The organism is Streptomyces sp. NPDC101490 (assembly GCF_044767145.1).
Classification (GTDB): domain Bacteria; phylum Actinomycetota; class Actinomycetes; order Streptomycetales; family Streptomycetaceae; genus Streptomyces.
On the sequence record NZ_JBIWNI010000003.1, the window covers coordinates 673,993 to 695,121 of the forward strand.

At 72.3% G+C, this 21,129-nt stretch carries 20 protein-coding genes; 9 read left to right on the plus strand and 11 right to left on the minus strand.

Annotation, left to right across the window (positions count from 1 at the left end; translation table 11 throughout):
• Positions 1–25: 25 nt before the first annotated feature.
• The 4 genes from ACIRQY_RS10715 to ACIRQY_RS10730 all read right to left on the minus strand — a co-directional run bounded on the left by ACIRQY_RS10715 (position 26) and on the right by ACIRQY_RS10730 (position 2,413).
• Entirely contained in the window at positions 26–601 is a 576-nt protein-coding gene (locus ACIRQY_RS10715) for a TerD family protein (protein WP_351786314.1), read from the minus strand.
• Between the two features lie 85 nt (positions 602–686).
• A complete protein-coding gene (locus ACIRQY_RS10720) occupies positions 687–1,262 on the minus strand; it encodes a TerD family protein (protein ID WP_351786311.1) in 576 nt (191 codons plus the stop codon).
• 150 nt (positions 1,263–1,412) lie between these two features.
• On the minus strand, positions 1,413–1,871 hold the full coding sequence (locus tag ACIRQY_RS10725; protein ID WP_351786308.1) for a peroxiredoxin: 459 nt from the start codon (positions 1,869–1,871) through the stop codon (positions 1,413–1,415).
• A 119-nt stretch (positions 1,872–1,990) separates the two neighbouring features.
• Positions 1,991–2,413 (minus strand): DUF3052 domain-containing protein, encoded by a 423-nt coding sequence (locus ACIRQY_RS10730; RefSeq protein ID WP_189829444.1) that lies wholly within the window; start codon positions 2,411–2,413, stop codon positions 1,991–1,993.
• A 417-nt stretch (positions 2,414–2,830) separates the two neighbouring features.
• On the opposite strand from ACIRQY_RS10730, the gene aceE reads away from it, so the two are divergent.
• A complete protein-coding gene (aceE, locus tag ACIRQY_RS10735) occupies positions 2,831–5,563 on the plus strand; it encodes a pyruvate dehydrogenase (acetyl-transferring), homodimeric type (protein WP_351786306.1) in 2,733 nt (910 codons plus the stop codon).
• Between the two features lie 212 nt (positions 5,564–5,775).
• Entirely contained in the window at positions 5,776–6,552 is a 777-nt protein-coding gene (locus ACIRQY_RS10740) for a potassium channel family protein (RefSeq protein ID WP_403923654.1), read from the plus strand.
• Here ACIRQY_RS10740 and ACIRQY_RS10745 read toward each other — a convergent pair.
• Both ACIRQY_RS10745 and ACIRQY_RS10750 read right to left on the minus strand, forming a co-directional pair.
• Complete coding sequence (locus ACIRQY_RS10745; protein ID WP_403923657.1) at positions 6,533–7,018, minus strand: peptidase inhibitor family I36 protein; 486 nt, start codon at positions 7,016–7,018, stop codon at positions 6,533–6,535. The two genes, ACIRQY_RS10740 and ACIRQY_RS10745, sit on opposite strands and share 20 nt — an antisense overlap.
• A 155-nt stretch (positions 7,019–7,173) precedes the next feature.
• Positions 7,174–8,667, minus strand: a complete 1,494-nt coding sequence (locus ACIRQY_RS10750) for an MFS transporter (RefSeq protein WP_403923897.1) — start codon at positions 8,665–8,667, stop codon at positions 7,174–7,176.
• Positions 8,668–8,913: 246 nt separating this feature from the next.
• Here ACIRQY_RS10750 and ACIRQY_RS10755 point away from each other — a divergent pair, with 246 nt between their 5' ends.
• The 6 genes from ACIRQY_RS10755 to ACIRQY_RS10780 all read left to right on the plus strand — a co-directional run bounded on the left by ACIRQY_RS10755 (position 8,914) and on the right by ACIRQY_RS10780 (position 15,660).
• Entirely contained in the window at positions 8,914–9,576 is a 663-nt protein-coding gene (locus tag ACIRQY_RS10755) for a TetR family transcriptional regulator (RefSeq protein ID WP_351789077.1), read from the plus strand.
• Between the two features lie 146 nt (positions 9,577–9,722).
• Complete coding sequence (locus ACIRQY_RS10760) at positions 9,723–10,613, plus strand: DUF4429 domain-containing protein (protein WP_403923660.1); 891 nt, start codon at positions 9,723–9,725, stop codon at positions 10,611–10,613.
• 345 nt (positions 10,614–10,958) lie between these two features.
• Complete coding sequence (locus tag ACIRQY_RS10765; RefSeq protein WP_403923663.1) at positions 10,959–12,317, plus strand: sensor histidine kinase; 1,359 nt, start codon at positions 10,959–10,961, stop codon at positions 12,315–12,317.
• Complete coding sequence (locus tag ACIRQY_RS10770; RefSeq protein WP_351789084.1) at positions 12,314–12,994, plus strand: response regulator transcription factor; 681 nt, start codon at positions 12,314–12,316, stop codon at positions 12,992–12,994. Before ACIRQY_RS10765 ends, ACIRQY_RS10770 begins: the two co-directional genes overlap by 4 nt.
• A 483-nt stretch (positions 12,995–13,477) precedes the next feature.
• The gene (locus ACIRQY_RS10775; RefSeq protein WP_403923666.1) at positions 13,478–14,458 is read left to right on the plus strand and encodes an alpha/beta hydrolase; all 981 of its coding nucleotides are present in this window, start codon (positions 13,478–13,480) and stop codon (positions 14,456–14,458) included.
• Positions 14,455–15,660: an acyltransferase gene (locus ACIRQY_RS10780; RefSeq protein ID WP_403923669.1), complete on the plus strand. Its 1,206-nt coding sequence runs from the start codon at positions 14,455–14,457 to the stop codon at positions 15,658–15,660. Before ACIRQY_RS10775 ends, ACIRQY_RS10780 begins: the two co-directional genes overlap by 4 nt.
• A 219-nt stretch (positions 15,661–15,879) precedes the next feature.
• Here the strand turns inward: ACIRQY_RS10780 and ACIRQY_RS10785 are convergent, their stop codons facing one another.
• Together ACIRQY_RS10785 and ACIRQY_RS10790 are read right to left on the minus strand one after the other, a co-directional pair.
• Entirely contained in the window at positions 15,880–16,902 is a 1,023-nt protein-coding gene (locus ACIRQY_RS10785; protein WP_403923672.1) for an aldo/keto reductase, read from the minus strand.
• A complete protein-coding gene (locus ACIRQY_RS10790) occupies positions 16,899–17,321 on the minus strand; it encodes a MerR family transcriptional regulator (protein WP_403923675.1) in 423 nt (140 codons plus the stop codon). Before ACIRQY_RS10790 ends, ACIRQY_RS10785 begins: the two co-directional genes overlap by 4 nt.
• Before the next feature lie 51 nt (positions 17,322–17,372).
• On the opposite strand from ACIRQY_RS10790, the gene ACIRQY_RS10795 reads away from it, so the two are divergent.
• Positions 17,373–18,203, plus strand: a complete 831-nt coding sequence (locus ACIRQY_RS10795) for a serine hydrolase domain-containing protein (RefSeq protein WP_351789098.1) — start codon at positions 17,373–17,375, stop codon at positions 18,201–18,203.
• A gap of 26 nt (positions 18,204–18,229) precedes the next feature.
• On the opposite strand, the gene ACIRQY_RS10800 is transcribed toward ACIRQY_RS10795, so the two are convergent.
• The 3 genes from ACIRQY_RS10800 to ACIRQY_RS10810 are packed head-to-tail and all read right to left on the minus strand — an operon-like array spanning position 18,230 to position 21,083.
• A complete protein-coding gene (locus tag ACIRQY_RS10800; protein ID WP_403923678.1) occupies positions 18,230–18,859 on the minus strand; it encodes a hypothetical protein in 630 nt (209 codons plus the stop codon).
• Positions 18,856–20,403, minus strand: a complete 1,548-nt coding sequence (locus ACIRQY_RS10805; RefSeq protein ID WP_403923681.1) for a sensor histidine kinase — start codon at positions 20,401–20,403, stop codon at positions 18,856–18,858. Before ACIRQY_RS10805 ends, ACIRQY_RS10800 begins: the two co-directional genes overlap by 4 nt.
• Complete coding sequence (locus ACIRQY_RS10810) at positions 20,400–21,083, minus strand: response regulator transcription factor (protein ID WP_351789102.1); 684 nt, start codon at positions 21,081–21,083, stop codon at positions 20,400–20,402. The genes ACIRQY_RS10805 and ACIRQY_RS10810 overlap by 4 nt, the downstream gene beginning before the upstream one ends.
• Positions 21,084–21,129: the final 46 nt, after the last annotated feature.

Genomic DNA, 21,129 nt, shown 5'->3' on the forward strand with positions numbered 1-21,129 from the left:
ACCCCATTGTGAAATGAACATGCCTTTAGGAAACGTTGACTCCGAAGTCTAGAGCGATGCCCCGCAGGCCGGACGCGTACCCCTGGCCCACCGCGCGGAACTTCCACTCGCCCTGATAGCGATAGAGCTCGCCGAAGATCATCGCGGTCTCGGTCGAGGCGTCCTCGGAGAGGTCGTACCGGGCGAGCTCTTGGCCGTCGGTCCGGTTCACGACCCGGATGAACGCGTTGCTGACCTGACCGAAGCTCTGGCCCCGGTTGTCGGCGTCATGGATCGACACCGGAAAGACGATCTTGTCGCAGTGGGCCGGCACCTGGGCCAGGTCGACGATCAGGGACTCGTCGTCGCCGTCACCCTCACCGGTGAGGTTGTCGCCGGTGTGTTCGACGGAGCCCTCGGGGCTGCGCAGCTGGTTGTAGAAGACGAAGTAGTCGTCCCCGAGCACCCGGCCGCCCCGGCACAGCAGGGCGCTGGCGTCGAGGTCGAAGGGGGCTCCGGTGGTGGAGCGCGCGTCCCAGCCGAGCCCCACGAGGACCTGGGTGAGGTGGGGTGCGGCCTTGGAGAGGGAGACGTTGCCTCCCTTGGCGAGCGTGACGCCCATGATGCGTTTCCTCCCCGGTGACGGCGATGAGGCACGTCCGGCGCCGCACGGGACGTGCGGCGCCGGACGGTTCGAACGGTTCGGCTCAGACGTTGACGCCGAAGTCCTGCGCGATGCCGCGCAGACCCGATGCATACCCCTGACCGACGGCGCGGAACTTCCACTCCGCGCCGTGGCGGTACAGCTCGCCGAAGACCATGGCGGTCTCGGTCGAGGCGTCCTCGGAGAGGTCGTACCGGGCGATCTCGGCGCCGCCGGCCTGGTTCACCACGCGGATGAACGCGTTGCGCACCTGACCGAAGGACTGCTGGCGGTTCTCGGCGTCGTAGATCGAGACCGGGAAGACGATCTTGGCCACATCGGCCGGCACGGTGGCCAGGCTGACCTTGACCTGCTCGTCGTCGCCCTCGCCCTCACCGGTCGTGTTGTCGCCGGTGTGCTCGACGGACCCGTCGGCGCTCTTCAGGTTGTTGAAGAACACGAAGTCCTGGTCGTTGCGGACCTTGCCCGCCTCGCTCACCAGAATGGCGCTGGCGTCGAGGTCGAAGTCCGTACCGGTGGTGGTGCGGACGTCCCAGCCCAGACCGACGGTCACGGCGGTGAGGCCAGGGGCCTCCTTGGTCAGCGAGACGTTGCCGCCCTTGCTGAGGCTGACTCCCACGAGTCCCTCCATAGGTTTCCAGGGGCAACACCCCTGGTCGTGCGTTGGCATCGGATCAACGTCTGGATCCTAGTGACGGGTTCCCTGCCGAAACAGTCGATTCGCCCGCGAATCCGAGGGTGTCGGCCCCGGAAGGCCCCTGAGGGCGGCTCAGAGGGCGTCGAGCGCCTTCACGTAACCGCCTGGGTCACGGGCGTCCGGCAGGGCGTTGACGACCCTCCAGCGGACCGTCCCGGCCTTGTCGATGACGAAGGTCCCGCGCACCGCGCAGCCCTTCTCCTCGTCGAACACCCCGTACGCCCGGGACACCTCGCCGTGCGGCCAGAAGTCGGAGAGCAGCGGGTACTCCAGGGACTCCTGCTCGGCGAAGACGCGCAGGGTGTGGATGGAGTCGTTGGAGACCGCGAGGAGCTGGGTGTCGTCGTTGACGAACACCGGGAGGCTGTCCCTCAGCTCGCCCAGCTCGCCCGCGCAGACGCTGGTGAACGCGAAGGGGTAGAAGACCAGCACCACGTTCTTCTCGCCGCGCAGGTCCGCGAGGCGCACGGTCCGCCCGTGGTTGTCCCTCAGCTCGAAGTCCGGGGCCTGGCTGCCGACCTCGATCGCCATCGCGTACGCGTCCCTTCGACGGGGCCCTGACCTTGGGCCGAACCGGTGAACCCCACCCTACGGCCTGTGCACGAAAGCCCCCGCCGACGGGTCGGCGGGGGCTTCTCGCAGCATTCTGCTCAGCGCTTGGGGGCGGTCAGGCGGGTGCCCGTCCAGTCCTTGGCGACGCTGATGCTCTTGGTCTGGGAGAGACCAGCTGTCTGCGCGGCATCGTTGATGTCGCTCGGCTCGATGTAGCCGTCGCGGCCGGTCTTCGGCGTCAGCAGCCAGATGGTGCCGCCGTCCTCCAGAAGACCGATGGCGTCCACCAGGGCGTCGGTGAGGTCGCCGTCCTCGTCACGGAACCAGAGGACGACGGCGTCGGCGACGTCGTCGTACTCCTCGTCCACGAGCTCGGCCCCGATGATGGACTCGATACCTTCACGGAGATCCTGGTCGACGTCGTCGTCGTAGCCGATCTCCTGGACCACCTGTCCGGGCTCGAACCCCAGCCTTCCGGCCGGGTTGGTCCGCTCCTCCGCGTGGTCCGCGGTCGCGCTCACGGCTTGCCTCCTGCTCATTCGGGAAATGCTTGGGCCACGCGTGGGCGCGCGGCGCTGGCCGTAGTCCACACGTGCCGGGGCGGATCGCGCAAGTACCCGGCCGCGGAGACCGCCGAAACGGTGACGTTTGGGGCCGTCTCGCCGCAACTTCCGGCGCCGAGGGGCTCCGCTCCGTGACCAGGGACACATGGATCGTCCCGGTTTGTGGACTTCTGAGGTTTCAGTCTGCCGAACGCCCGGACTAAACGCATGTGCGAGTTGGGCGTAAGGTTACGATTTGAGCACACCCAGACACGAAGGACACCCCTGGGGGTTACCCCCGGGTAAGTGTGACGTCCGACGCCGGCGGGGTACACGATGAACATCCCGACCACTTTCCGTGGCCCCGCGGGCACCATCGAACAGCGAAGGAAGAGCGTGGCTCCCGGATCCGATCGCAACCCGATCATCATTGGCGGCCTTCCCAGCCAGGTCCCGGACTTCGACCCGGAAGAGACCCAGGAATGGCTCGACTCCCTCGATGCCGCCGTCGACGAGCGAGGCCGCGAGCGGGCCCGCTACCTCATGCTCCGGCTGATCGAGCGGGCCCGCGAGAAGCGCGTGGCCGTGCCCGAGATGCGCAGCTCGGACTATGTCAACACGATCGCCACCAAGGACGAGCCGTACTTCCCCGGCAACGAGGAGATCGAGCGCAGGGTCCTCAACGCCACCCGGTGGAACGCGGCCGTGATGGTCTCGCGCGCCCAGCGTCCCGGTGTCGGCGTCGGCGGCCACATCGCCACCTTCGCCTCCTCCGCCTCGCTGTACGACGTGGGCTTCAACCACTTCTTCCGGGGCAAGGACGAGGGCGACGGCGGCGACCAGATCTTCTTCCAGGGGCACGCCTCCCCCGGCATCTACGCCCGCGCCTACCTCCTGGACCGGCTGACCGACACCCAGCTGGACGGCTTCCGCCAGGAGAAGTCGAAGTACCCGGACGGGCTCTCGTCGTACCCGCACCCCCGGCTGATGCCGGACTTCTGGGAGTTCCCGACCGTGTCGATGGGCCTCGGCCCGCTCGGTGCGATCTACCAGGCGCGGATGAACCGGTACATGGAGGCGCGCGGCATCGCCGACACCTCGAAGTCCCGCGTCTGGGCGTTCCTCGGCGACGGCGAGATGGACGAGGTCGAGTCGCTCGGCCAGCTCTCCATCGCCGCCCGCGAGGGCCTGGACAACCTGACCTTCGTCGTCAACTGCAACCTCCAGCGGCTCGACGGCCCGGTGCGCGGCAACGGCAAGATCATCCAGGAGCTGGAGTCGATCTTCCGGGGCAACGGCTGGAACGTCATCAAACTGATCTGGGACCGCTCCTGGGACCCGCTGCTCGCGCAGGACCGCGACGGCATCCTGGTCAACAAGCTGAACACCACCCCGGACGGACAGTTCCAGACGTACGCCACGGAGACCGGCGGCTACATCCGGGAGCACTTCTTCGGCGGCGACCACCGGCTGCGGGCGATGGTCGAGGGCATGAGCGACCAGCAGGTGCTGCACCTGGGACGCGGCGGCCACGACCACAAGAAGATCTACGCGGCGTACGCGGCGGCGAAGGCCCACGCGGGCCAGCCGACGGTGATCCTGGCGCAGACCGTCAAGGGCTGGACGCTCGGCCCGAACTTCGAGGGCCGCAACGCGACCCACCAGATGAAGAAGCTGACGGTCGACGACCTCAAGCGGTTCCGCGACCGGCTGCACATCCCGGTGACCGACCGGCAGTTGGAGGACGGCCTGCCGCCGTACTACCACCCGGGCCGGAACTCCGAGGAGATCCAGTACATGCACGACCGCCGCAAGGCGCTCGGCGGGTACGTGCCGACCCGTGTCGTGCGGGCGAAGCCGCTGGCCCTCCCCGAGGACAAGACCTACGCGGCGGCCAGGAAGGGCTCCGGGCAGCAGTCGATCGCCACCACGATGGCCTTCGTCCGCATCCTGAAGGACCTCATGCGGGACAAGGAGATCGGCAAGCGCTTCGTGCTGATCGCCCCCGACGAGTACCGCACCTTCGGCATGGACGCCTTCTTCCCGAGCGCCAAGATCTACAACCCGCTGGGGCAGCAGTACGAGGCAGTGGACCGTGAACTCCTCCTCGCCTACAAGGAGTCCCCGACCGGTCAGATGCTGCACGACGGCATCTCGGAGGCGGGCTGCACCGCCTCGCTGATCGCCGCCGGTTCCGCGTACGCCACCCATGGCGAGCCGCTGATCCCGGTGTACGTCTTCTACTCGATGTTCGGTTTCCAGCGGACCGGCGACCAGTTCTGGCAGATGGCCGACCAGTTGGCGCGCGGCTTCGTGCTCGGCGCCACAGCGGGCCGGACCACCCTCACCGGCGAGGGCCTTCAGCACGCGGACGGCCACTCCCACCTCCTCGCCTCGACCAACCCCGCCTGTATCGCCTACGACCCGGCGTACGGCTTCGAGATCGCGCACATCGTCAAGGACGGTCTGCGCCGTATGTACGGCCCCGAGGCCGAGGACGTCTTCTACTACCTGACCGTCTACAACGAGCCGATCCAGCACCCGGCCGAGCCGGACGGGGTGGACGTCGAGGGCATCCTCCAGGGCATCCACCGGCTGAAGCCCGCCGAGGCGGGGACCGTCCCGGCGCAGATCATGGCCTCCGGCGTCGCCGTGCCGTGGGCGATCGAGGCACAGCGGATGCTGGCCGAGGAGTGGAACGTCCGGGCCGACGTCTGGTCCGCGACCTCCTGGACGGAGCTGCGGCGCGAGGCCGTGGCCGTCGAGCAGCACAATCTGCTCCACCCCGACGAGGAGCAGCGCGTGCCGTACGTGACGCGGAAGCTCCAGGGGGCCGAAGGGCCGTTCGTGGCGGTCTCGGACTGGATGCGGGCGGTGCCGGACCAGATCTCCCGCTGGGTGCCGGGCACGTACGGCTCGCTCGGCGCGGACGGTTTCGGCTTCGCCGACACCCGTGGCGCGGCCCGCCGCTACTTCCACATCGACGCCCCGTCGATCGTGCTCGCGGTCCTCACCGAGCTGGCCCGCGAGGGCAAGGTCGAACGGTCGGCCCTGAAGCAGGCCGTCGACCGCTACCAGCTGCTCGACGTGACCGCCGCCGCCCCGGGCACCGCCGGCGGCGACGCCTGACGGGTGACACCGATCTCCCGGTGAGGGGCGGTGGGTCCCGGTCCTCCGGGCCGGAGCCCACCGCCCCTCGCGCCTGTCGGGGGTGGGGCAAGGGGTGCGGGGCCGCGGGTCCCGATGCCTGCTGCCGGTCGTGAAGACCGGGCGTCCGGTTCCTGGTCGGGGGCGGTGGGATCGTGGTCCCGCCGCCCTTCGGCGTTCTCTACGATTCCCGCATGAGGGAACGCTGGGAAGAGCGCACGCAGATGCCGCTGCTGGTGCTTGCCGTGGCGTTCGGCGTGGCGTACGCCGTGCCCATCGTGGCTCCCGGCGCCGAACCCTGGGTGCACCGGCTGTGCACCCATGTCGAGTGGGTGGTCTGGGGTGCTTTCGCCCTGGACTATCTGGTCCGGCTCGCCCTCGCCCCGGCCCGCTGGGCCTTCGTCCGCTCCCACCCCCTCGATCTGCTGGCGGTCCTGCTGCCGATGGTGCAGCCGCTGCGGCTGCTGCGGGTCGTCTCCACGCTCCTCCTGGTGGGCCGCCGGGCCCGGATGGCCCCGCAGATAACGCTCACCACCTATGTGGCGGGCGCGGTCGTCGGACTGATGATGTTCGGCTCGCTGGCCGTGCTGCACGTCGAGCGGGATGCCCCGAACGGCAACATCAAGACCCTGGGGGACGCGGTCTGGTGGTCCTTCACCACGATGACCACGGTCGGATACGGAGACCACGCCCCGACCACGGGCCTCGGCCGGGTCCTGGCCGTGGGCCTGATGCTCTCCGGCATCGCCCTGCTCGGTGTCGTCACCGCCAATATCGCGGCCTGGTTCATCTCCCGCTTCGAACGCGACGACGCCGTGGAGCGGCGGCAGACGGAGCTCCTGGAGGCCCTCACCCTGGAGGTGCGCGAGCTGCGCGCCGAGGTGGCCCGGCTCTCGGTCCCGGACGGGGCGCCCGCGAAGGACGGGGCGCCCGCGCCGGGCCTTCCCTCGCCTACCGCTCCCAGAGCTTGAACGCCCTGACCTCGTAGGGCGTGTGCGGCACCCAGGTCCCGTGTCCGGGATAGGTCTCGAACTCGCCCTCCTCCGCGCACTCGGCGGACTGGTACGTGGTGACCGGCCGCCCCGTGCGGTTGGCCAGCGACTGGGCCGGGACGCCCGGTGGCAGCGCGACACAGCTGTCGATGTCGGTCGTGGCCAGCTCATGGCTCCGCACCCGGCCCTTGAAGTCCGGCTTGGGCCAGAGGCAGAGCCGACCGGGCCCGCAGGCTCCGAGCACCGTGCCCCCGGCGGCCGTACTCCCGGCCGGTGCGGCACCCGCCGGTGCGGCGCCCGCCGATGTGGTGCCCGCCGATGTGGTGCCCGTGTGCGCGGTCGTCGCGGTCCTCGCGGATGCCGCACTCACCGGTGCCGCGAGCAGGGCGGCCAAGGCCCCCAGCGCCGCGGCGGCGGTCAGCGCCGTCTTCGTACGCACCCTCATGTCCGTACAGAACATACAGATCAACCCCCGCTTCGTCACTCTCTGTAATCAAGAGCATGGCGGAGGTCGGCCGCCGACGGAAGAGGGGCCGCCCCCGTTCACGCGAACGGGTGACGGCCCCCTACGGGAACCCTGACGAGCGTCGGGGACGGGGGTCAGATGTGACCGCCCATGCCGCCCGCCTCCGCGTTCTCGCCGCGCTTGGTGAGCGTGGCGACCAGCGCCGCCACGACGGCCACACCACCGGCGACGGTGAAGGCGAGGCCCATGCCGTCGAGGAAGGTGTCGTGGATGACCTTGCTGATCTGCTCGAACATGTCCGGGGTCATGCCCGGCGCCTTGGCCAGCTCCGCCGGGGCCATGCCGAACTCGGCGGCCTGCTCCAGCCGCGGGTCGGCCGGGGCCGGAATGCCCGCCGCCACCCAGTTGCCCTCGAAGGAGTCGGCGACCTTGGAGGACATGACCGCGCCGAGCACCGCCGTACCGAGCGCGCCGCCGACCTGCATCGCGGCCTGCTGGAGACCACCCGCGACACCGGAGAGCTCCAGCGGCGCGTTGCCGACGATGACCTCGGTGGCGCCGACCATGACCGGGGCCAGGCCCAGACCGAGGAGGGCGAACCAGAGGGACATGGCGAAGGTGCCGGTGCCCTCGGAGAGGGTGATCATGCCGAACATGGCGACGGCCGTGCAGACCATGCCGCCGACCAGCGGCACGCGCGGGCCGAACTTGGTGATCAGCGCACCGGCCAGCGGCGAGGAGACGATCATCATCGCGGTCAGCGGCAGCAGGTGGAGACCGCTGTCGACCGGGCTGAGTCCCTTCACGCCCTGGAGGTAGAAGGTCACGAAGAACAGGCCGCCCATGAAGGCGAAGGCCATCAGGACCATCAGCACCACACCGGCCGAGAGCGGCACGGAACGGAACATGGCCAGCGGGATCAGCGGCTCCTTGACCTTGGTCTCCCAGAGCGCGAAGAGCCCGAAGAGCACCACGGCGCCGAGCAGACAGCCCCAGGTCTTGCCGCTCGACCAGCCCCAGGACTCGCCGGCCTTGATCAGGCTCCAGACGAGGGAGGCCATGGCGCCGGAGAGCAGCAGGATGCCGAGGACGTCGAAGGAGCGCGGCGCGTTCTCCGCGCGGTGGTCCTTGAGGATGACCAGGCCGAGGACCAGGGCGAGGACGCCGACCGGCACGTTGATGAAGAAGACCGACTGCCAGCTGACGTGCTCGACGAGCAGTCCGCCGACGATCGGGCCGCCCGCCGTGGAGGCGCCGATGACCATGCCCCAGATGCCGATCGCCATGTTCAGCTTCTCGGCGGGGAAGGTGGCGCGCAGCAGGCCGAGCGCGGCGGGCATCAGCAGGGCGCCGAAGAGGCCCTGGAGCACACGGAAGGCGATCACGGCCCCGATGGAGTCGGAGAGGCCGATGGCACCGGAGGCGACGGCGAAGCCCGCGATGCCTATGAGGAAGGTCTGGCGGTGGCCGAAGCGGTCGCCGAGCTTTCCGGCGGTGACCAGGGCGACGGCGAGCGCCAGCAGATAGCCGTTGGTGATCCACTGGACCTGGGCGAGGGAGGCGCCCAGGTCGGTCTTGATGGCCGGGTTGGCGATGGCGACGATGGTGCCGTCGAGGGCGACCATCATCACGCCGACGGCAACGCCGAAGAGCGTCAGCCATGGGTGGCCGCGCAGTCCCTTCGCCGGTCCCGGTACGGGTTCCGGGACGCCCCCCTGACCCTGCGGGGCCTTTTCCACGGTGGTCTGACTAGTCATGCGGCGAGGATAATGACAGTCACTGACAATTGACAAAGCGATTCACACGTCGGTAACTGTCACGTAGCTCACAGGTACGCTGAGCAGGACGAAATGCCTGAAAAGAGAGGACCTGACGTGACATTGCCCGGCCTGCGCGAGCGCAAGAAACAACGCACGCGTGACGCGCTGATCCGGGAGGCCCTCGAACGGTTCACCACCCACGGGTACGAGCGGACCACCGTCGACGAGATCGCCGCGGCCGTCGAGGTCTCCCAGCGGACCTTCTTCCGGTACTTCGCCTCCAAGGAGGACGTCGCCTTCGCCGTGCAGCACATGGTGGAGGAGCGTTTCGTCCACACCCTGCGGCACCGGCCGCCCGGCGAAGCCCCCCTCGACGCGATGCGCAACGCGGTGCTCGGCGCCTGGGACACCATCGGGGACGCGATCGTCGAGGTCGTCCCCGTCGAGCTGTACCTGCGCACCTTCCAGATGATCGAGTCGACGCCCGCGCTGCTCGCCGTCCATCTGCGCCGCTCCACGGAGATGGAGGAGACCATCGCCCGGATCATCGCCGAACGCGAGGACGTGGACGTGGACGCGGATCCCCGCCCACGGATCGCGGTGGCCGCCTTCAGCGGGGTGATGCGGGTGACCGGCCGGCTGTGGGGACGGGGCCCGGACCAGAGCCTGGCGGCCATCCGCGCCCTCACCGGGGAGTACCTCGACCAGCTCGCCCCGGCCCTCGCCCCCCGCTGGCGCGATCAGGACGGGGACGGCGGCCGGGCGCACGGGGAATGAACCGATGGCCCCCGTGTCCGGTACGCGCACGTGCCGACAGCGCTTGCCACGGGCGTTCATCCGGTGCGGAAGGCCGCTGACGCGCGTAGATCACGTAATTTCGGGACCTATCACAGGGGGCGACGCAGGGGCACGCGCCGCTTACGATGAGGCGTATGGGTGATGTGCTGGCCGGAATTCATGCCACCTGGGAGTTCGAGAGCGACGCCCTCGTCATCCGCTTCGAACGGGGGATCCGTACACCGAAGCTCTTCCAGGCGCTGGGCGAACGACGTGTACCGCACGAGGCGCTGGCGTCCGTGACGCTCGCGCCCGGGAAGCGGGGCACCGTCGTGCTCCACGCTGTCCCGAGACCGGGGGCCGATCCGCTGATGGAGGCGGCCGGGGGGCAGCTGAAGGAGGCGTGCGACCCGTACCGCCTGGTGCTTCCGGCGGACCGGGAGGCGCTCGCCGGGAACTGCCGGGACGAACTGCTGGCCCGGGTCGAGGCGGCGGCGCCGGGCGCCCTGGACCCGTTCGGCGCGTACGACGAGGGAGTGCCGTCCACCGACCGGTTCCTGGTGGCGGCGCCGCAGGGCCCGCTGTCCTTCAAGGCGTACGACGGCAGGGCGACCTTCGACGGCAGCGCCGAGGTCGCGTTCCGCTGGTCGTGGACGGGGGCGTCCTCCGAGAAGTGGAAGGCGGGCGACCGGTCCTTCTCCGTACGGGACCTCTGCGGGGTCGAGTGGCGCTCGCCCGACGTCCCCGACGGGCATCTGCGTCTGGTGCGGCGGGGCGGCGGACCCCGGGCGGGACGGCCCGACCAGGACCCCGACACGGTCGTGTTCGGCCTCGGCTACGGGCCGGTGCACGAGTCGCTGCCGTTCGCGGCGGCGGTCCTCGCGGCGATCCGCCGAACGGACCGCACCCCCGCGCGCGTGGCCGCCCCCGGAGCCGTTGCCGAAAGGATTCGCCACCTGGGTGAACTCCACCAGGCGGGACTGGTGACGGACGAGGAGTTCTCGGCGAAGAAAGCGGAACTGCTGGCGGAGCTGTGAGCCCGCGGAACGACCGCGCCTGACACCGGAGCGCGCGCCTGGGCCGGGGCCCGCGGCCGGGGAAGGGCCAGAGCCACGGGACCGGGGAAGGGCGCGAGTCACGGGACCGAGCAAGGGCACGAGCCACGGGGCCGGGTCCCGCCCGGCCCACCGGGACCCTCGCACGCCCGCGTGCCCCCGCTCGTGCCCGTACGCGGCGGGCGGATCGACCGGGAACTCCCGCCCGCCCGCTCACCCCGCGTATCCGGTCGTTCCGGGGGCCCATGTCATACCCCGGTAGCGGGGTGCGGTCCGGTCCCCGGTATGACGTCGGGGGACGGGTCCGCTGCCTACCCTGGGCGGGTCATGGCTACCGAACAGCGGCACCAGCCGCCCCTCCCGCACCGGCTCGGCACCCGGACCCGCACGATGCTCCAGGGCCTCGGGACCGCGCTCACCACCCCCGCCGCTCCCGGCGCGCCGTTCCTCGCCGGCGCCTCCTCCCCCTGGGTAAGGCTGCTGCCGTACGCCGTGGCCGTCGCCTTCACCGCCGCGCTGCTGCCCACCACGATCCTGCTCCTCTCCGGCGACTACGGCGTCAACGGCGCCCTCGCCGGAGCCCTCGGCACCGCGCAGGCCGCGCCGCTGCTGCTGGCCGTCTCCCGTCCCCTCCAGGCCTGGTGGATCGTCTTCGCCGCCGATGTCATCGGCGCGCTCGTCCTGCTCGGCGCCGACGGCCCCCGCGCGCACCTCTGGCCCTGGACCCCGCCCGCCGTCGTCGGCTACTGCGCCCTCATGGTCGCGCTCGGGCTCCGCGAGTCCCGCCGGGCCCTGTTCGGGGTGTGGCTGGCGACGGGGGCCGCCGGATACGTCCTGGAGGTGTTCCGGCCGGACGGCTACACCAGCGTGCACACCCTGCTCCTCGTCCTCAGCGGTGTCCTGCTGCTGCTCACCTCGGCGGTACGGGCCCGGGGCGACGCCCAGCGCAAACTGGTGGAGCAGGAGCACATCAGCGAGGCCGAACGGGCCCGCCGCACCCTCCTGGAGGAGCGCGCCAGGATCGCCCGCGAGCTCCACGACGTGGTCGCCCACCACATGTCCGTGATCACCGTGCAGGCGGACTCGGCCCCGTACCGCGTCCCCGGTCTGCCCGACGCGGCCCGCGAGGAGTTCGCCTCGATCGCGGCGAGCGCCCGCGAGTCCCTGGCCGAGATGCGTCGGCTGCTCTCGGTGCTGCGCAGTGACGGCAGCGAGGGCGAACGGGCCCCGCAGCCGGGCCTCGACCGGGTCCAGCAGCTGGTGGAGGCGACCGTGCGGGCCGGGGTGCCCGCCGAGCTGCGGCTCGCCGCCGACCTCGGGGAGGTCCCGCAGGCGGTGGACCTGTCCGCGTACCGGATCGTGCAGGAGGCCCTGGCCAACGTCGTCCGGCACGCGCCGGGCGCCGCGACCCGGGTGTCGGTCCGCGCGGACGACGGCGTGCTGACCGTCCTGGTCGTCAACGGGCCCGCCGCCGAAGCGGGTTCGCCGGTCGAGCGGGGTGTCCCCGGCACCGGTCACGGGCTCGTCGGGATGCGGGAGCGCGTACGGTTGACGGGCGGCTCGCTCGACACCGGGCCGCTGCCGGACGGGGGCTTCCGGGTGGCGGCGCGGCTGCCGCTGGACCCGGATCCGGCCGTCCCCTCCCCGGCGCCGAACACCGCCCCGACCGTCAAGGACCCCGAGTGACCATCCGTGTGATCATCGTCGACGACCAGGCCATGGTGCGGGCCGGTTTCGCCGCCCTGCTCGCCGCGCAGCCCGACATCGACGTCGTGGGCGAGGCCCCCGACGGACGGCAGGGCGTGGACGTGGCCCGGACGACGCACCCGGACGTGGTGCTGATGGACGTACGGATGCCGGAGCTGGACGGGCTGGCCGCCGCCCGGGAGATCCTGCACCCCCCGGCCGGGGTCACGCACCGGCCGAAGGTGCTGATGCTGACCACCTTCGACGTCGACGACTACGTGTACGAGGCACTGCGCGCGGGCGCGTCCGGCTTCCTCCTCAAGGACGCGCCACCCGCCGACCTCATCTCGGCGGTCCGGGTGGTGGCGGCGGGCGAGGCGCTGCTCGCGCCCTCGGTGACCCGGCGGCTCATCGCGGACTTCGCGGCCTCCCGCCCGGCCCCGCGCCGGGACACCACGGCACTGCGTCTGAACGGCCTCACCCCGCGCGAGACGGAGGTCCTCGAGCTGATCGCGCGGGGCCTGTCGAACCAGGAGATCGCGGACCGGCTGGTGCTCGCGGAGCAGACGGTGAAGACCCACATCGGGCGGGTCCTGGCCAAGCTGGACCTGCGCGACCGGGCACAGGCGGTGGTCTTCGCGTACGAGTCCGGTCTGGTGACACCGGGCACGTCCTGACGGGCACCTCCTGACGGACCCCGCCGCCGGGAGCCCCCGACGGACCCGGGACCAGGACCGGGACCGGGACCGAGAGCAGGACCGGGAGCGGGAGCGGGACCGAGACCCGGACCGACGCGGGAACCACCACCGGCACCGGGGCCGACCGCCCGGCCCCTTCCCGCCCCCACCGGAGCCCAGCCCCCGGCCCCCGGCCCCCGCCGGTCCGGGCCCTCCGCGTGCCGTGCCGGAGCCCGGTCCGCCGGGCCCGCACCCGTGGACCTCGCGCGCCGCGCGCCCCTCCCCTCGGCCTCTCCCCCCCCGGAGGGGTCCCGTTGTCCCCCGGGGGACAGCCCCACCTCCTCCCTGGTGTTGGCTGCTCCACCACCCCCTACCCCGGTATCGGAACGCAGTTGGCTCCCCGGGGTGACGTGCCGTCACCCGTCGTCTTCCTACCTTCCTCTCGCAGCGAACGAGCGAGTACCGGAGAGGGAGGGCGACCCCATGCGCCGCTTGACGAGGACCCTGATCACGACGGCCCTGGTGACCGCCGCCGTCGCCGGAACGGCCGGCTGGGCGTCCGGGACGGAGCAGCGGGCCGTGACCGGGGCGCCCGTCGGGACGGAGCGGTGGCGGGCGGCGGGGCTGCCCGACCCGGAGTCCATGAGCCCGGCCGGGGTCGCGCGGTTCTTCGCGGGACTGAGCCCCGTACGGCAGCGGGCCCTGGCCCTGGCCCATCCGACGGTCGTCGGGAACCTGGACGGCGCGCCGCTGGAACTGCGGTACGCGGCCAACGCCCGTTCCGTCCGGGGGGAGTTCGGCGGGGCGCGGGTCCTCGCCCACGACACGCGCGGCCGGGGACAGGTCGCCCTGGTCTACGGGGATCTGGCGCGGGCCGAGCACGTGGCGGTGATCGTGCCCGGCTCGGACGTCGACGCGGCGCACACGCGCCCGCTCACGGCCATGGCGGAGGCCCTGCGGAGCGCGACCGGCGGCCGTACGGCGGTCGTCGCCTGGGCCGGGTACACCACCCCGGTCGGGGTCGGTCTCGACGCGGCCACCGGGCGCCTCGCGGAGGCGGGGGCGGAGCGGCTCACCCGGTTCACGGACGGTCTCGCCGCCGTCGGCGCGGCCGAGCCCTCGGTCTTCTGCCACAGCTACGGCTCCGTGGTCTGCGGTCTGGCCGCACGCGATCTCAAGGCCAAGGACCTGGTGGTCCTCGGCTCGCCCGGGATGCGCGCCGAGAACGCGAGCGCTCTGGGCACCTCCGCCCGGGTGTGGGCCGCGAAGGACCCCACCGACTGGATCGACCGCGTCCCGAACGTCCGGCTCGCGGACCTCGGGCACGGCACCGACCCGGCCGATCCGGCGTTCGGGGCCCGCCGGGTCCCCGCCGACGACGCCCGGGGGCACGGCGGCTACTTCGCGGCGGGCACCTCCTCGCTGCGCGCCTTCGCCGCGATCGCCGTGGGGGACGTCCGATGAGCGCCCTCGCCACCCTGGCCCGGCGGATCGAGTCGGGCACCCCGGCCCACCGCGACCGGGCCGTCGACGGGCTGCGCGCGCTGGCGCTGCTCGCCGTGCCGACCGGGCACTGGCTGCTGGGCGGCTTCACGCTCTCCGCCGACGGCGCGATCCACAACGCGAGCCCGCTGGGTACGTTCGCGGGGCTCGCCCCGGTCAGCTGGGTCCTCCAGATGCTGGGGATCTTCTTCCTGGTCGGCGGTTACGCGTCCGTCCTGTCGTTCCGGCGCCGGAAGGGCTCCACCAGCGACTGGCTGCGGGGCAGGCTCGCCCGGCTGGGCCGCCCGGTCCTGGGGGTGACCGCCGTGTGGGCGGCGCTGCTTCCGCTGCTGCACTTCGGCGCGGGCGTGCCGGTGGACACCCTGCGGACCGCGTCCACCCTGGTGATCCAGCCGCTGTGGTTCGTCGGGGTCTACACGGTCGTCACCGCGCTCACCCCGCTGTGCGTGCGGGCGGCCCGGCGCCTGGGGGTGTGGGCGGCGGCCCCGCTGCTCGGCTCGGTCGCCGTCGTCGACTTCCTGCGGTACGGGCCGTTCGCCGACGCCGTACCGTCCTGGATCAGCCTCCTGAACATCCTGCCCGGCTGGCTGTTCGCCTATCAGCTCGGGGTCTCCTGGGGCGAGGGCCGGGTCACCCGGCGCCACGCGTGGGCCCTCCTCGCGGGCGGGGCCGCGCTGTTCGCCGCGCTGCTGCTGGTCTTCGGGTATCCGGCGTCGATGGTCGGCGTCCCGGGCGAGGCACGGACCAACTCGCACCCGCCGTCGCTGCTGGTGCTCGCCCTGGCCGCCGCGCAGAGCGGCGCGGCGATCCTGCTCAGGGAGCGGCTCGGGCGGCTGCTCGCCCGGCCCGCGCTGTGGGCGCCGGTCGTGGTCGTCAACCTGTCGGCGATGACGGTGCTGTGCTGGCACCAGACGGCGATGCTGGCGGCGGCGGTGCCCGGCTCGTACCTCGGGGAGGTGCCCGGTCTGGTCGGCGCGCCGGACTCGGTCGGCTGGATCCTCGCCCGGCTGGCCTGGATGCCGGTCTTCGCCGGGCTGCTGGTGCTGATCGGCCGGTACGCGCGGAGGTTCGAGTCCCCCTGGACCCGGACCGGTCCGGGGCTCCGGGTCCTGGCGGGGCTGCTGGCGGCGGGCTTCGCGGCCTTCGCCCTGAGGCTGGTGTGACGGCCGGGACCGGAAGGGGGGCTGGGACCGGAAGGGAGGCTGGGACCGGCCGGGATGCTGGGACCGCCCCACGGCCCGGAGTTCTCCCCGGCCCGGGGAAGGCTCCGGCCCGGGGAGAACTCCGGGCCGTGGAGAACTCCGGCCCGGGACCGCCGCGCGGTCGGGCGGGGGCTCCGGCCCGGGGGCGTGTCCACCCGGGCCGGAGGAGCGGCCGGGTCCTCAGTCCTCGCGGCCCACCGAGGTGAACCGCATGTCCGGGTAGCGGTCGCCCGCCACCCGGGAGGCGATCGGCTCCAGTTCCGCGAGTTCGGCGTCGGTGAGGACGATCCGGGTCGCCGCCGCGTTCTCCAGGAGGCGGGAGCGCTTGCGGGTGCCGGGGATCGGCACGACCGTCAGCCCGTGCACGGCGGCCCGCCCCTGCACCCAGGCGAGCGCGATCTGCGCGGGGGTCGCCCCGTGCGCGGCGGCGATCTTCCGGACCGGGTCGAGGAGGGCCGCGTTGCGCTCGGCGTTCTCGCCGGTGAAGCGGGGCTGGTGGCGGCGGAAGTCGCTGCCCGACAGGTCCTTGGCGGCGTCCGCGAACGCCCCGGTGAGGAAGCCGCGCCCGAGCGGCGAGTACGGCACGAACGCCACTCCGAGTTCGGCGGCGGCGCCGACGGCGCTGCGCTCCACGTCCCGGGAGAAGAGGGACCACTCCGACTGGAGGGCGGTGATCGGGTGCACCGCGTGGGCCTCGCGGAGTTCCGCGCCGGTGACCTCGCTGAGGCCCAGGTGGCGGACCTTGCCCTGCCGGACGAGTTCGGCCATCGCGCCGACGGACTCGGCGAACGGGACCTCCGGGTCGCGGCGGTGCATGTAGTAGATATCGATGGTCTCGATCCCGAGGCGTCGCAGGCTGCCCTCGACGGCCTTCCTGATGTACGCGGGATCGTTGCGGACGGCCCGCCGGGTGGGCTCGGCCGGGTCCCGCTCGATGGCGAACTTGGTGGCGAGGACGACCTCGTCGCGGTGGGCGGCGAGGAAGGGCGCGAGGAACTCCTCGTTGGCGCCGCTGCCGTAGATGTCGGCGGTGTCGATCAGGGTGACGCCCGCCTCCAGGGCCGCGTCGAGGGTGTCACGGGCGGCGGCCTCGTCGGTGTCGCCGTAGAACTCGCTGATGCCCATCGCGCCGAAGCCCTGGACGCCGACCTCGGGCCCGTCCTGGCCGAGGCGGACGGTGTCGATCCTGGTCACACTGGTCATGAAGGTGTTCCTCCGCAGGTGGTCCCGTAGTGACTGATCTTGCTGTCGAGCACGGCGAGGGTGTCCTGGAGCTCGGTGATCCGCGAGAGCACGTCGCGCCGGGTGGTCTCCAGGAGTTCCCGGCGCCGGTCCCGCGTGTGGTCGCCCTCCCGGACCAGTTCGGCGTACCGGACCATGTCGGCGACCGGCATCCCGGTCAGCCGCAGCTTGCCGACGAACGCCAGCCAGCCCAGGTCCTTCTCGGTGAAGCGGCGCTGCCCGGTGTGCGAGCGGTCGACGTGCGGCATGAGGCCGATCCGCTCGTACCAGCGCAGGGTGTGCGCGGTGAGACCGGTCAGGGCGGCGACCTCGCTGATGGTGTAGTGCGTCCGGGTGCGGACCGGGACCGGGCTGGGACTCGTGCTCGCCATCACGCTCATGCCCCCACGCTAAAAGGTTGGAGTGCACTCGAAGCAAGTAGGCTCGGGGCCATGCAGAGCAGCGTGCCGAGCCTGGCGTCGATCGAGAACTGGCCCGTCCCCACCGCCGCCGCGGCCGTGGTCCGCGCGGACGGCACCACGGCCGGGTCCCACGGGCCGACCGGGAAGCGCTTCCCGCTGGCCTCCGTGACGAAGCCGCTCACCGCGTACGCCGTTCTCGTCGCGTACGAGGAGGGGGCGGTCGACCTCGACGAACCGGCCGGGCCCGAGGGCGCGACCGTCCGCCATCTGCTCGCCCACACCTCCGGGCTGGCCTTCGACGAGAACCGGGTGACGGCCGCGCCGGGCAGCCGCAGGATCTACTCCAACACCGGTTTCGAGGTGCTCGGCGACCATCTCGCCAAGGTCACCGACATCCCCTTCGCCGACTATCTGCGCCAGGCGGTCCTGGAGCCCCTCGGCATGACGGCGACGACCCTGGACGGCTCGCCCGCGAAGGACGGAGTGTCCACGGTGGACGATCTGGCGCGGTTCGCCGCCGAGGTGCAGGCGCCCCGGCTGCTCGACCCCCGGACCGTGCTTGCCGCGATGACGGTGGCGTACCCCGGTCTGACCGGCATCCTGCCCGGTTACGGGCACCAGCGGCCGAACGACTGGGGTCTCGGCTTCGAGATCCGCGACGGCAAGACCCCGCACTGGACGGGCGCGACCTCCTCGCCGCGCGCCTTCGGGCACTTCGGGCAGTCCGGCACCTTCCTGTGGATCGACCCGGACGCGCGCGCCGCCTGCGTGGCCCTCACCGACCGTCCCTTCGGACCGTGGGCCGTCGAGGCCTGGCCGTCCTTCACCGACGGGGTCCTCGCGGACCTGCGGAGGGCCTGACCGGCACCCGGAGGAGACGGTCGGGCTCAGTCCTCCCGGGAGGCTCCCGGGCCGTCGCAGGTGGCGGTCGGCAGGGCGCCGTCGGGGCCGTTGAGGACGATGTCCACGAGGCCCGCCGGGTGTTCCGCGTAGGCCGTCGTGCAGACCAGCTGGCGGACGGCCGCCTCGGGCAGTTCCATGACGGGGAAGGGCGCCTCGATCCGCAGCAGACGGCGGGCGGAGGCGGTGGTGGCGTCGGCCGGGACCTGGAAGACGTGCAGCGGGCCGGTCACGCCGTCCGGCAGGGCGGTGGTGATGCCCTGCTCGGCCTCGGCCGGCAGCGGGCCCGCCAGGAGGACGGCGAGGAGCTTGTCGATGCGGATCCGGAAGGCGCTCGGAGGCATGGAGAGATCGACCTCCCCGCCGCCCCGCCCCGTGGTGCCCGTACCGTCGCCCGCCGGGAAGTCGGGCATCCCTCCGGGCCCTCCGATCTCCCGGGCCACCGGCATCGACTTGCCGTCGGGGCCCAGGAAGTAGAGCACCGCCCGGCCCCCGGGGCCGGGATCGACCAGCGCGGTCGCCGCCCCGCCCGACTCGACGACATCGCTCTCCCGGATGCCGCATCCGGCGAGCGAGAGCAGGGCGAGCAGGACGGCGGCGACCGCGCCGCGCCTCACAACGGCATCCGCACGGTGAAGACCGCGCCTCCGTCGGGGCGGTTGGCGGCCGTGACGGTGCCGCCGTGGAGCCGTACGTTCTCCAGGGTGATGGCCAGGCCGAGGCCACTGCCCACCGACCGGGTCCTGGCCCGGTCCGCCTTGTAGAAGCGGTCGAAGACGTGCGGCAGGACGTCCGGGTGGATGCCGGGACCCCGGTCGGCGACCTCCGTCACCAGTTCGCCGCCCGCCGCGTACAGCCGGACCGTGACGGGCGCCCCGCCGTGCCGCAGGGCGTTGCCGACGAGGTTGGCGACGACGACGTCGAAGCGGCGCGGGTCGAGCCGGGCCCTGACGCCCTCGGCGAGGTGCGGGACGATCCGCTCCGGGTCGGTCCAGTGCCGGTTCTGGAGGGTCTTGCGGACGCAGTCGGCGGCGTCCACCTCGTCGGTGTGCAGGGCGGCGGCGCGCGCGTCGAAGCGGGAGATCTCCATGAGGTCCTCGACGAGCACCGCGAGCTTCCCTGTCTCGGTGCTGATCAGGCGGACGGCGCGGGCGGTGTCGGTGTCCAGGCCCGCGGCGTCCTCGTCGAGGACCTCGGTGACCGCGAGCATCCCGGCGAGGGGGGTGCGCAGTTCGTGCGAGACGTCGGAGGCGAAGCGGCGGGCGCGGGCCTCGGCGTCGCGCAGTTCCGTGACGGAACGTTCCAGCTCGGCGGCGGACTCGTTGAACGTCCTTGCCAGGTCCGCGAGTTCGTCCCTGCCCTTGGCGTGGATACGGGTGTCCAGACGGCCGCGTCCCATGCTGTGGGCGGCGAGCCGCAGCTCCCGCACCGGCCGGAGCACCCCGCGCGCGGCGATCAGCGCGGGGATCAGGGCGACGGCGAGCGCGGGCAGGGCCCCGTCCCGGGCGGCCATGACCATGGCCTCGATGTTCGCCTCCTCCTCGTCGAGCTCCATGACCGCGTAGACGACGAGCCCGGTCCGCTGGGGCGCCCCGTCGGGCGAGTGGGCCAGGAAGACGGCGGGGACGGCGATCGTCAGGTACGGGACGCCGTCCTTGACGACCCGCTGGAAACCGGCGTGCGGCACGGTCTGGTTGAGGGCGCGGCTCCGCAGCTCCGGGGTGACGACGGAGGAGCTGGGCCGGTCGGTGGAGGAGACCCGGAGGGTGCCGTACTCGGCGTAGACCCGCCAGGGGCGCGGCTTGCCCTGCCGGGCGATCAGCATGAGCTGGCTCCGCAGTGTGTCCGGCTCGACGGGGAGCTGGAGGCGCAGGTCCTCGACCTGCTCGCGGAAGGCGGAGACCGCGGTGTTCTGGGTCTGCTCCAGGATCGCGTTGCGGGCGGCCCGGTAGGTGAGGGCGGCGGTGGTGCCGCAGCCGACGGCGGCGACGAGGAGGAAGGCGAGGATGAGCCGGGTGCGCAGTCCGAAGGGGTGGGGGCGCAGCCGGGGGCCCCGGTGGCGGCGCCGGGGGCCGCGGGCGGGGTCTCCCGGGTGCCGGTGCCGGGCTTCGGGTTCCGTCGGGTCGAGGGTGTCGGGTTCCGGTCCGACGCAGGTTCTCACAGCGGTCCGAAGCGGTAGCCGAAGCCGCGCAGGGTCTGGATGTAGCGGGGTTCGCCGGGGGTGTCCTCGATCTTGTTGCGGAGGCGTCGGACGCAGGCGTCGACCAGCCGGGCGTCGCCGTGGTAGCTGTGCTCCCAGACGTGTTCGAGGAGCTGCTGGCGGCTGAAGACCTGCTCGGGGGCGGCCGTGAGGTGCAGGAGGAGTTTCATCTCGGAGGGGGCGAGGCCGATGCGTTCGCCGGACTTGGCGACGGTGAGCCCGGCCCGGTCGATGGTCAGTTCGCCGTGGAACTCGACGGCGGCCCGTCCGGTCCCGGGCTCCTCGATGCGGCGGAGCACGGCCCGTATCCGGGCCTCGATGACCTCGGTGCGGGCGGGTTTGACGATGTAGTCGTCGGCCCCGGCCTCCAGTCCGACGACAACGTCGAAGTCGTCGCCCCGGGCGGTCAGCATGATGATCGGCAGCTGGCTGGTCTCGCGGACGGTACGGCAGACCTGGACGCCGTTCATCCCGGGCAGCATCAGGTCGAGCAGCAGCAGGTCGGGGCGGAACTCCCCGAGGGCCGTGAGCCCCGCCTCGCCGGTGGCGGCGGTCCGCACCTCGTGCCCCCGGCGGCGGAGTCCGAGCTCGACGCCTTCGCGGACGGAGGGGTCGTCTTCGATCAGCAGCACGCGGGGCATCTGTGGAGTATCCCAAGGTCGGCGGGGCCCTCGTCAGGAGGGGGCG

What these genes read in the sequence shown, in the direction of transcription:
- ACIRQY_RS10715 (WP_351786314.1), bottom strand. Translation starts at nt 601, where the DNA reads ATGGGCGTCACGCTCGCCAAGGGAGGCAACGTCTCCCTCTCCAAGGCC.
- ACIRQY_RS10725 (WP_351786308.1), bottom strand. Translation starts at nt 1,871, where the DNA reads ATGGCGATCGAGGTCGGCAGCCAGGCCCCGGACTTCGAGCTGAGGGAC.
- ACIRQY_RS10740 (WP_403923654.1), top strand. Translation starts at nt 5,776, where the DNA reads ATGAGGGAACGCTGGGAAGAGCGCACGCAGATGCCGCTGCTGGTGCTT.
- ACIRQY_RS10745 (WP_403923657.1), bottom strand. Translation starts at nt 7,018, where the DNA reads ATGAGGGTGCGTACGAAGACGGCGCTGACCGCCGCCGCGGCGCTGGGG.
- ACIRQY_RS10750 (WP_403923897.1), bottom strand. Translation starts at nt 8,667, where the DNA reads ATGATGGTCGCCCTCGACGGCACCATCGTCGCCATCGCCAACCCGGCC.
- ACIRQY_RS10760 (WP_403923660.1), top strand. Translation starts at nt 9,723, where the DNA reads ATGAGGCGTATGGGTGATGTGCTGGCCGGAATTCATGCCACCTGGGAG.
- ACIRQY_RS10765 (WP_403923663.1), top strand. Translation starts at nt 10,959, where the DNA reads ATGGCTACCGAACAGCGGCACCAGCCGCCCCTCCCGCACCGGCTCGGC.
- ACIRQY_RS10775 (WP_403923666.1), top strand. Translation starts at nt 13,478, where the DNA reads ATGCGCCGCTTGACGAGGACCCTGATCACGACGGCCCTGGTGACCGCC.
- ACIRQY_RS10780 (WP_403923669.1), top strand. Translation starts at nt 14,455, where the DNA reads ATGAGCGCCCTCGCCACCCTGGCCCGGCGGATCGAGTCGGGCACCCCG.
- ACIRQY_RS10785 (WP_403923672.1), bottom strand. Translation starts at nt 16,902, where the DNA reads ATGACCAGTGTGACCAGGATCGACACCGTCCGCCTCGGCCAGGACGGG.
- ACIRQY_RS10790 (WP_403923675.1), bottom strand. Translation starts at nt 17,321, where the DNA reads ATGAGCGTGATGGCGAGCACGAGTCCCAGCCCGGTCCCGGTCCGCACC.
- ACIRQY_RS10795 (WP_351789098.1), top strand. Translation starts at nt 17,373, where the DNA reads ATGCAGAGCAGCGTGCCGAGCCTGGCGTCGATCGAGAACTGGCCCGTC.
- ACIRQY_RS10810 (WP_351789102.1), bottom strand. Translation starts at nt 21,083, where the DNA reads ATGCCCCGCGTGCTGCTGATCGAAGACGACCCCTCCGTCCGCGAAGGC.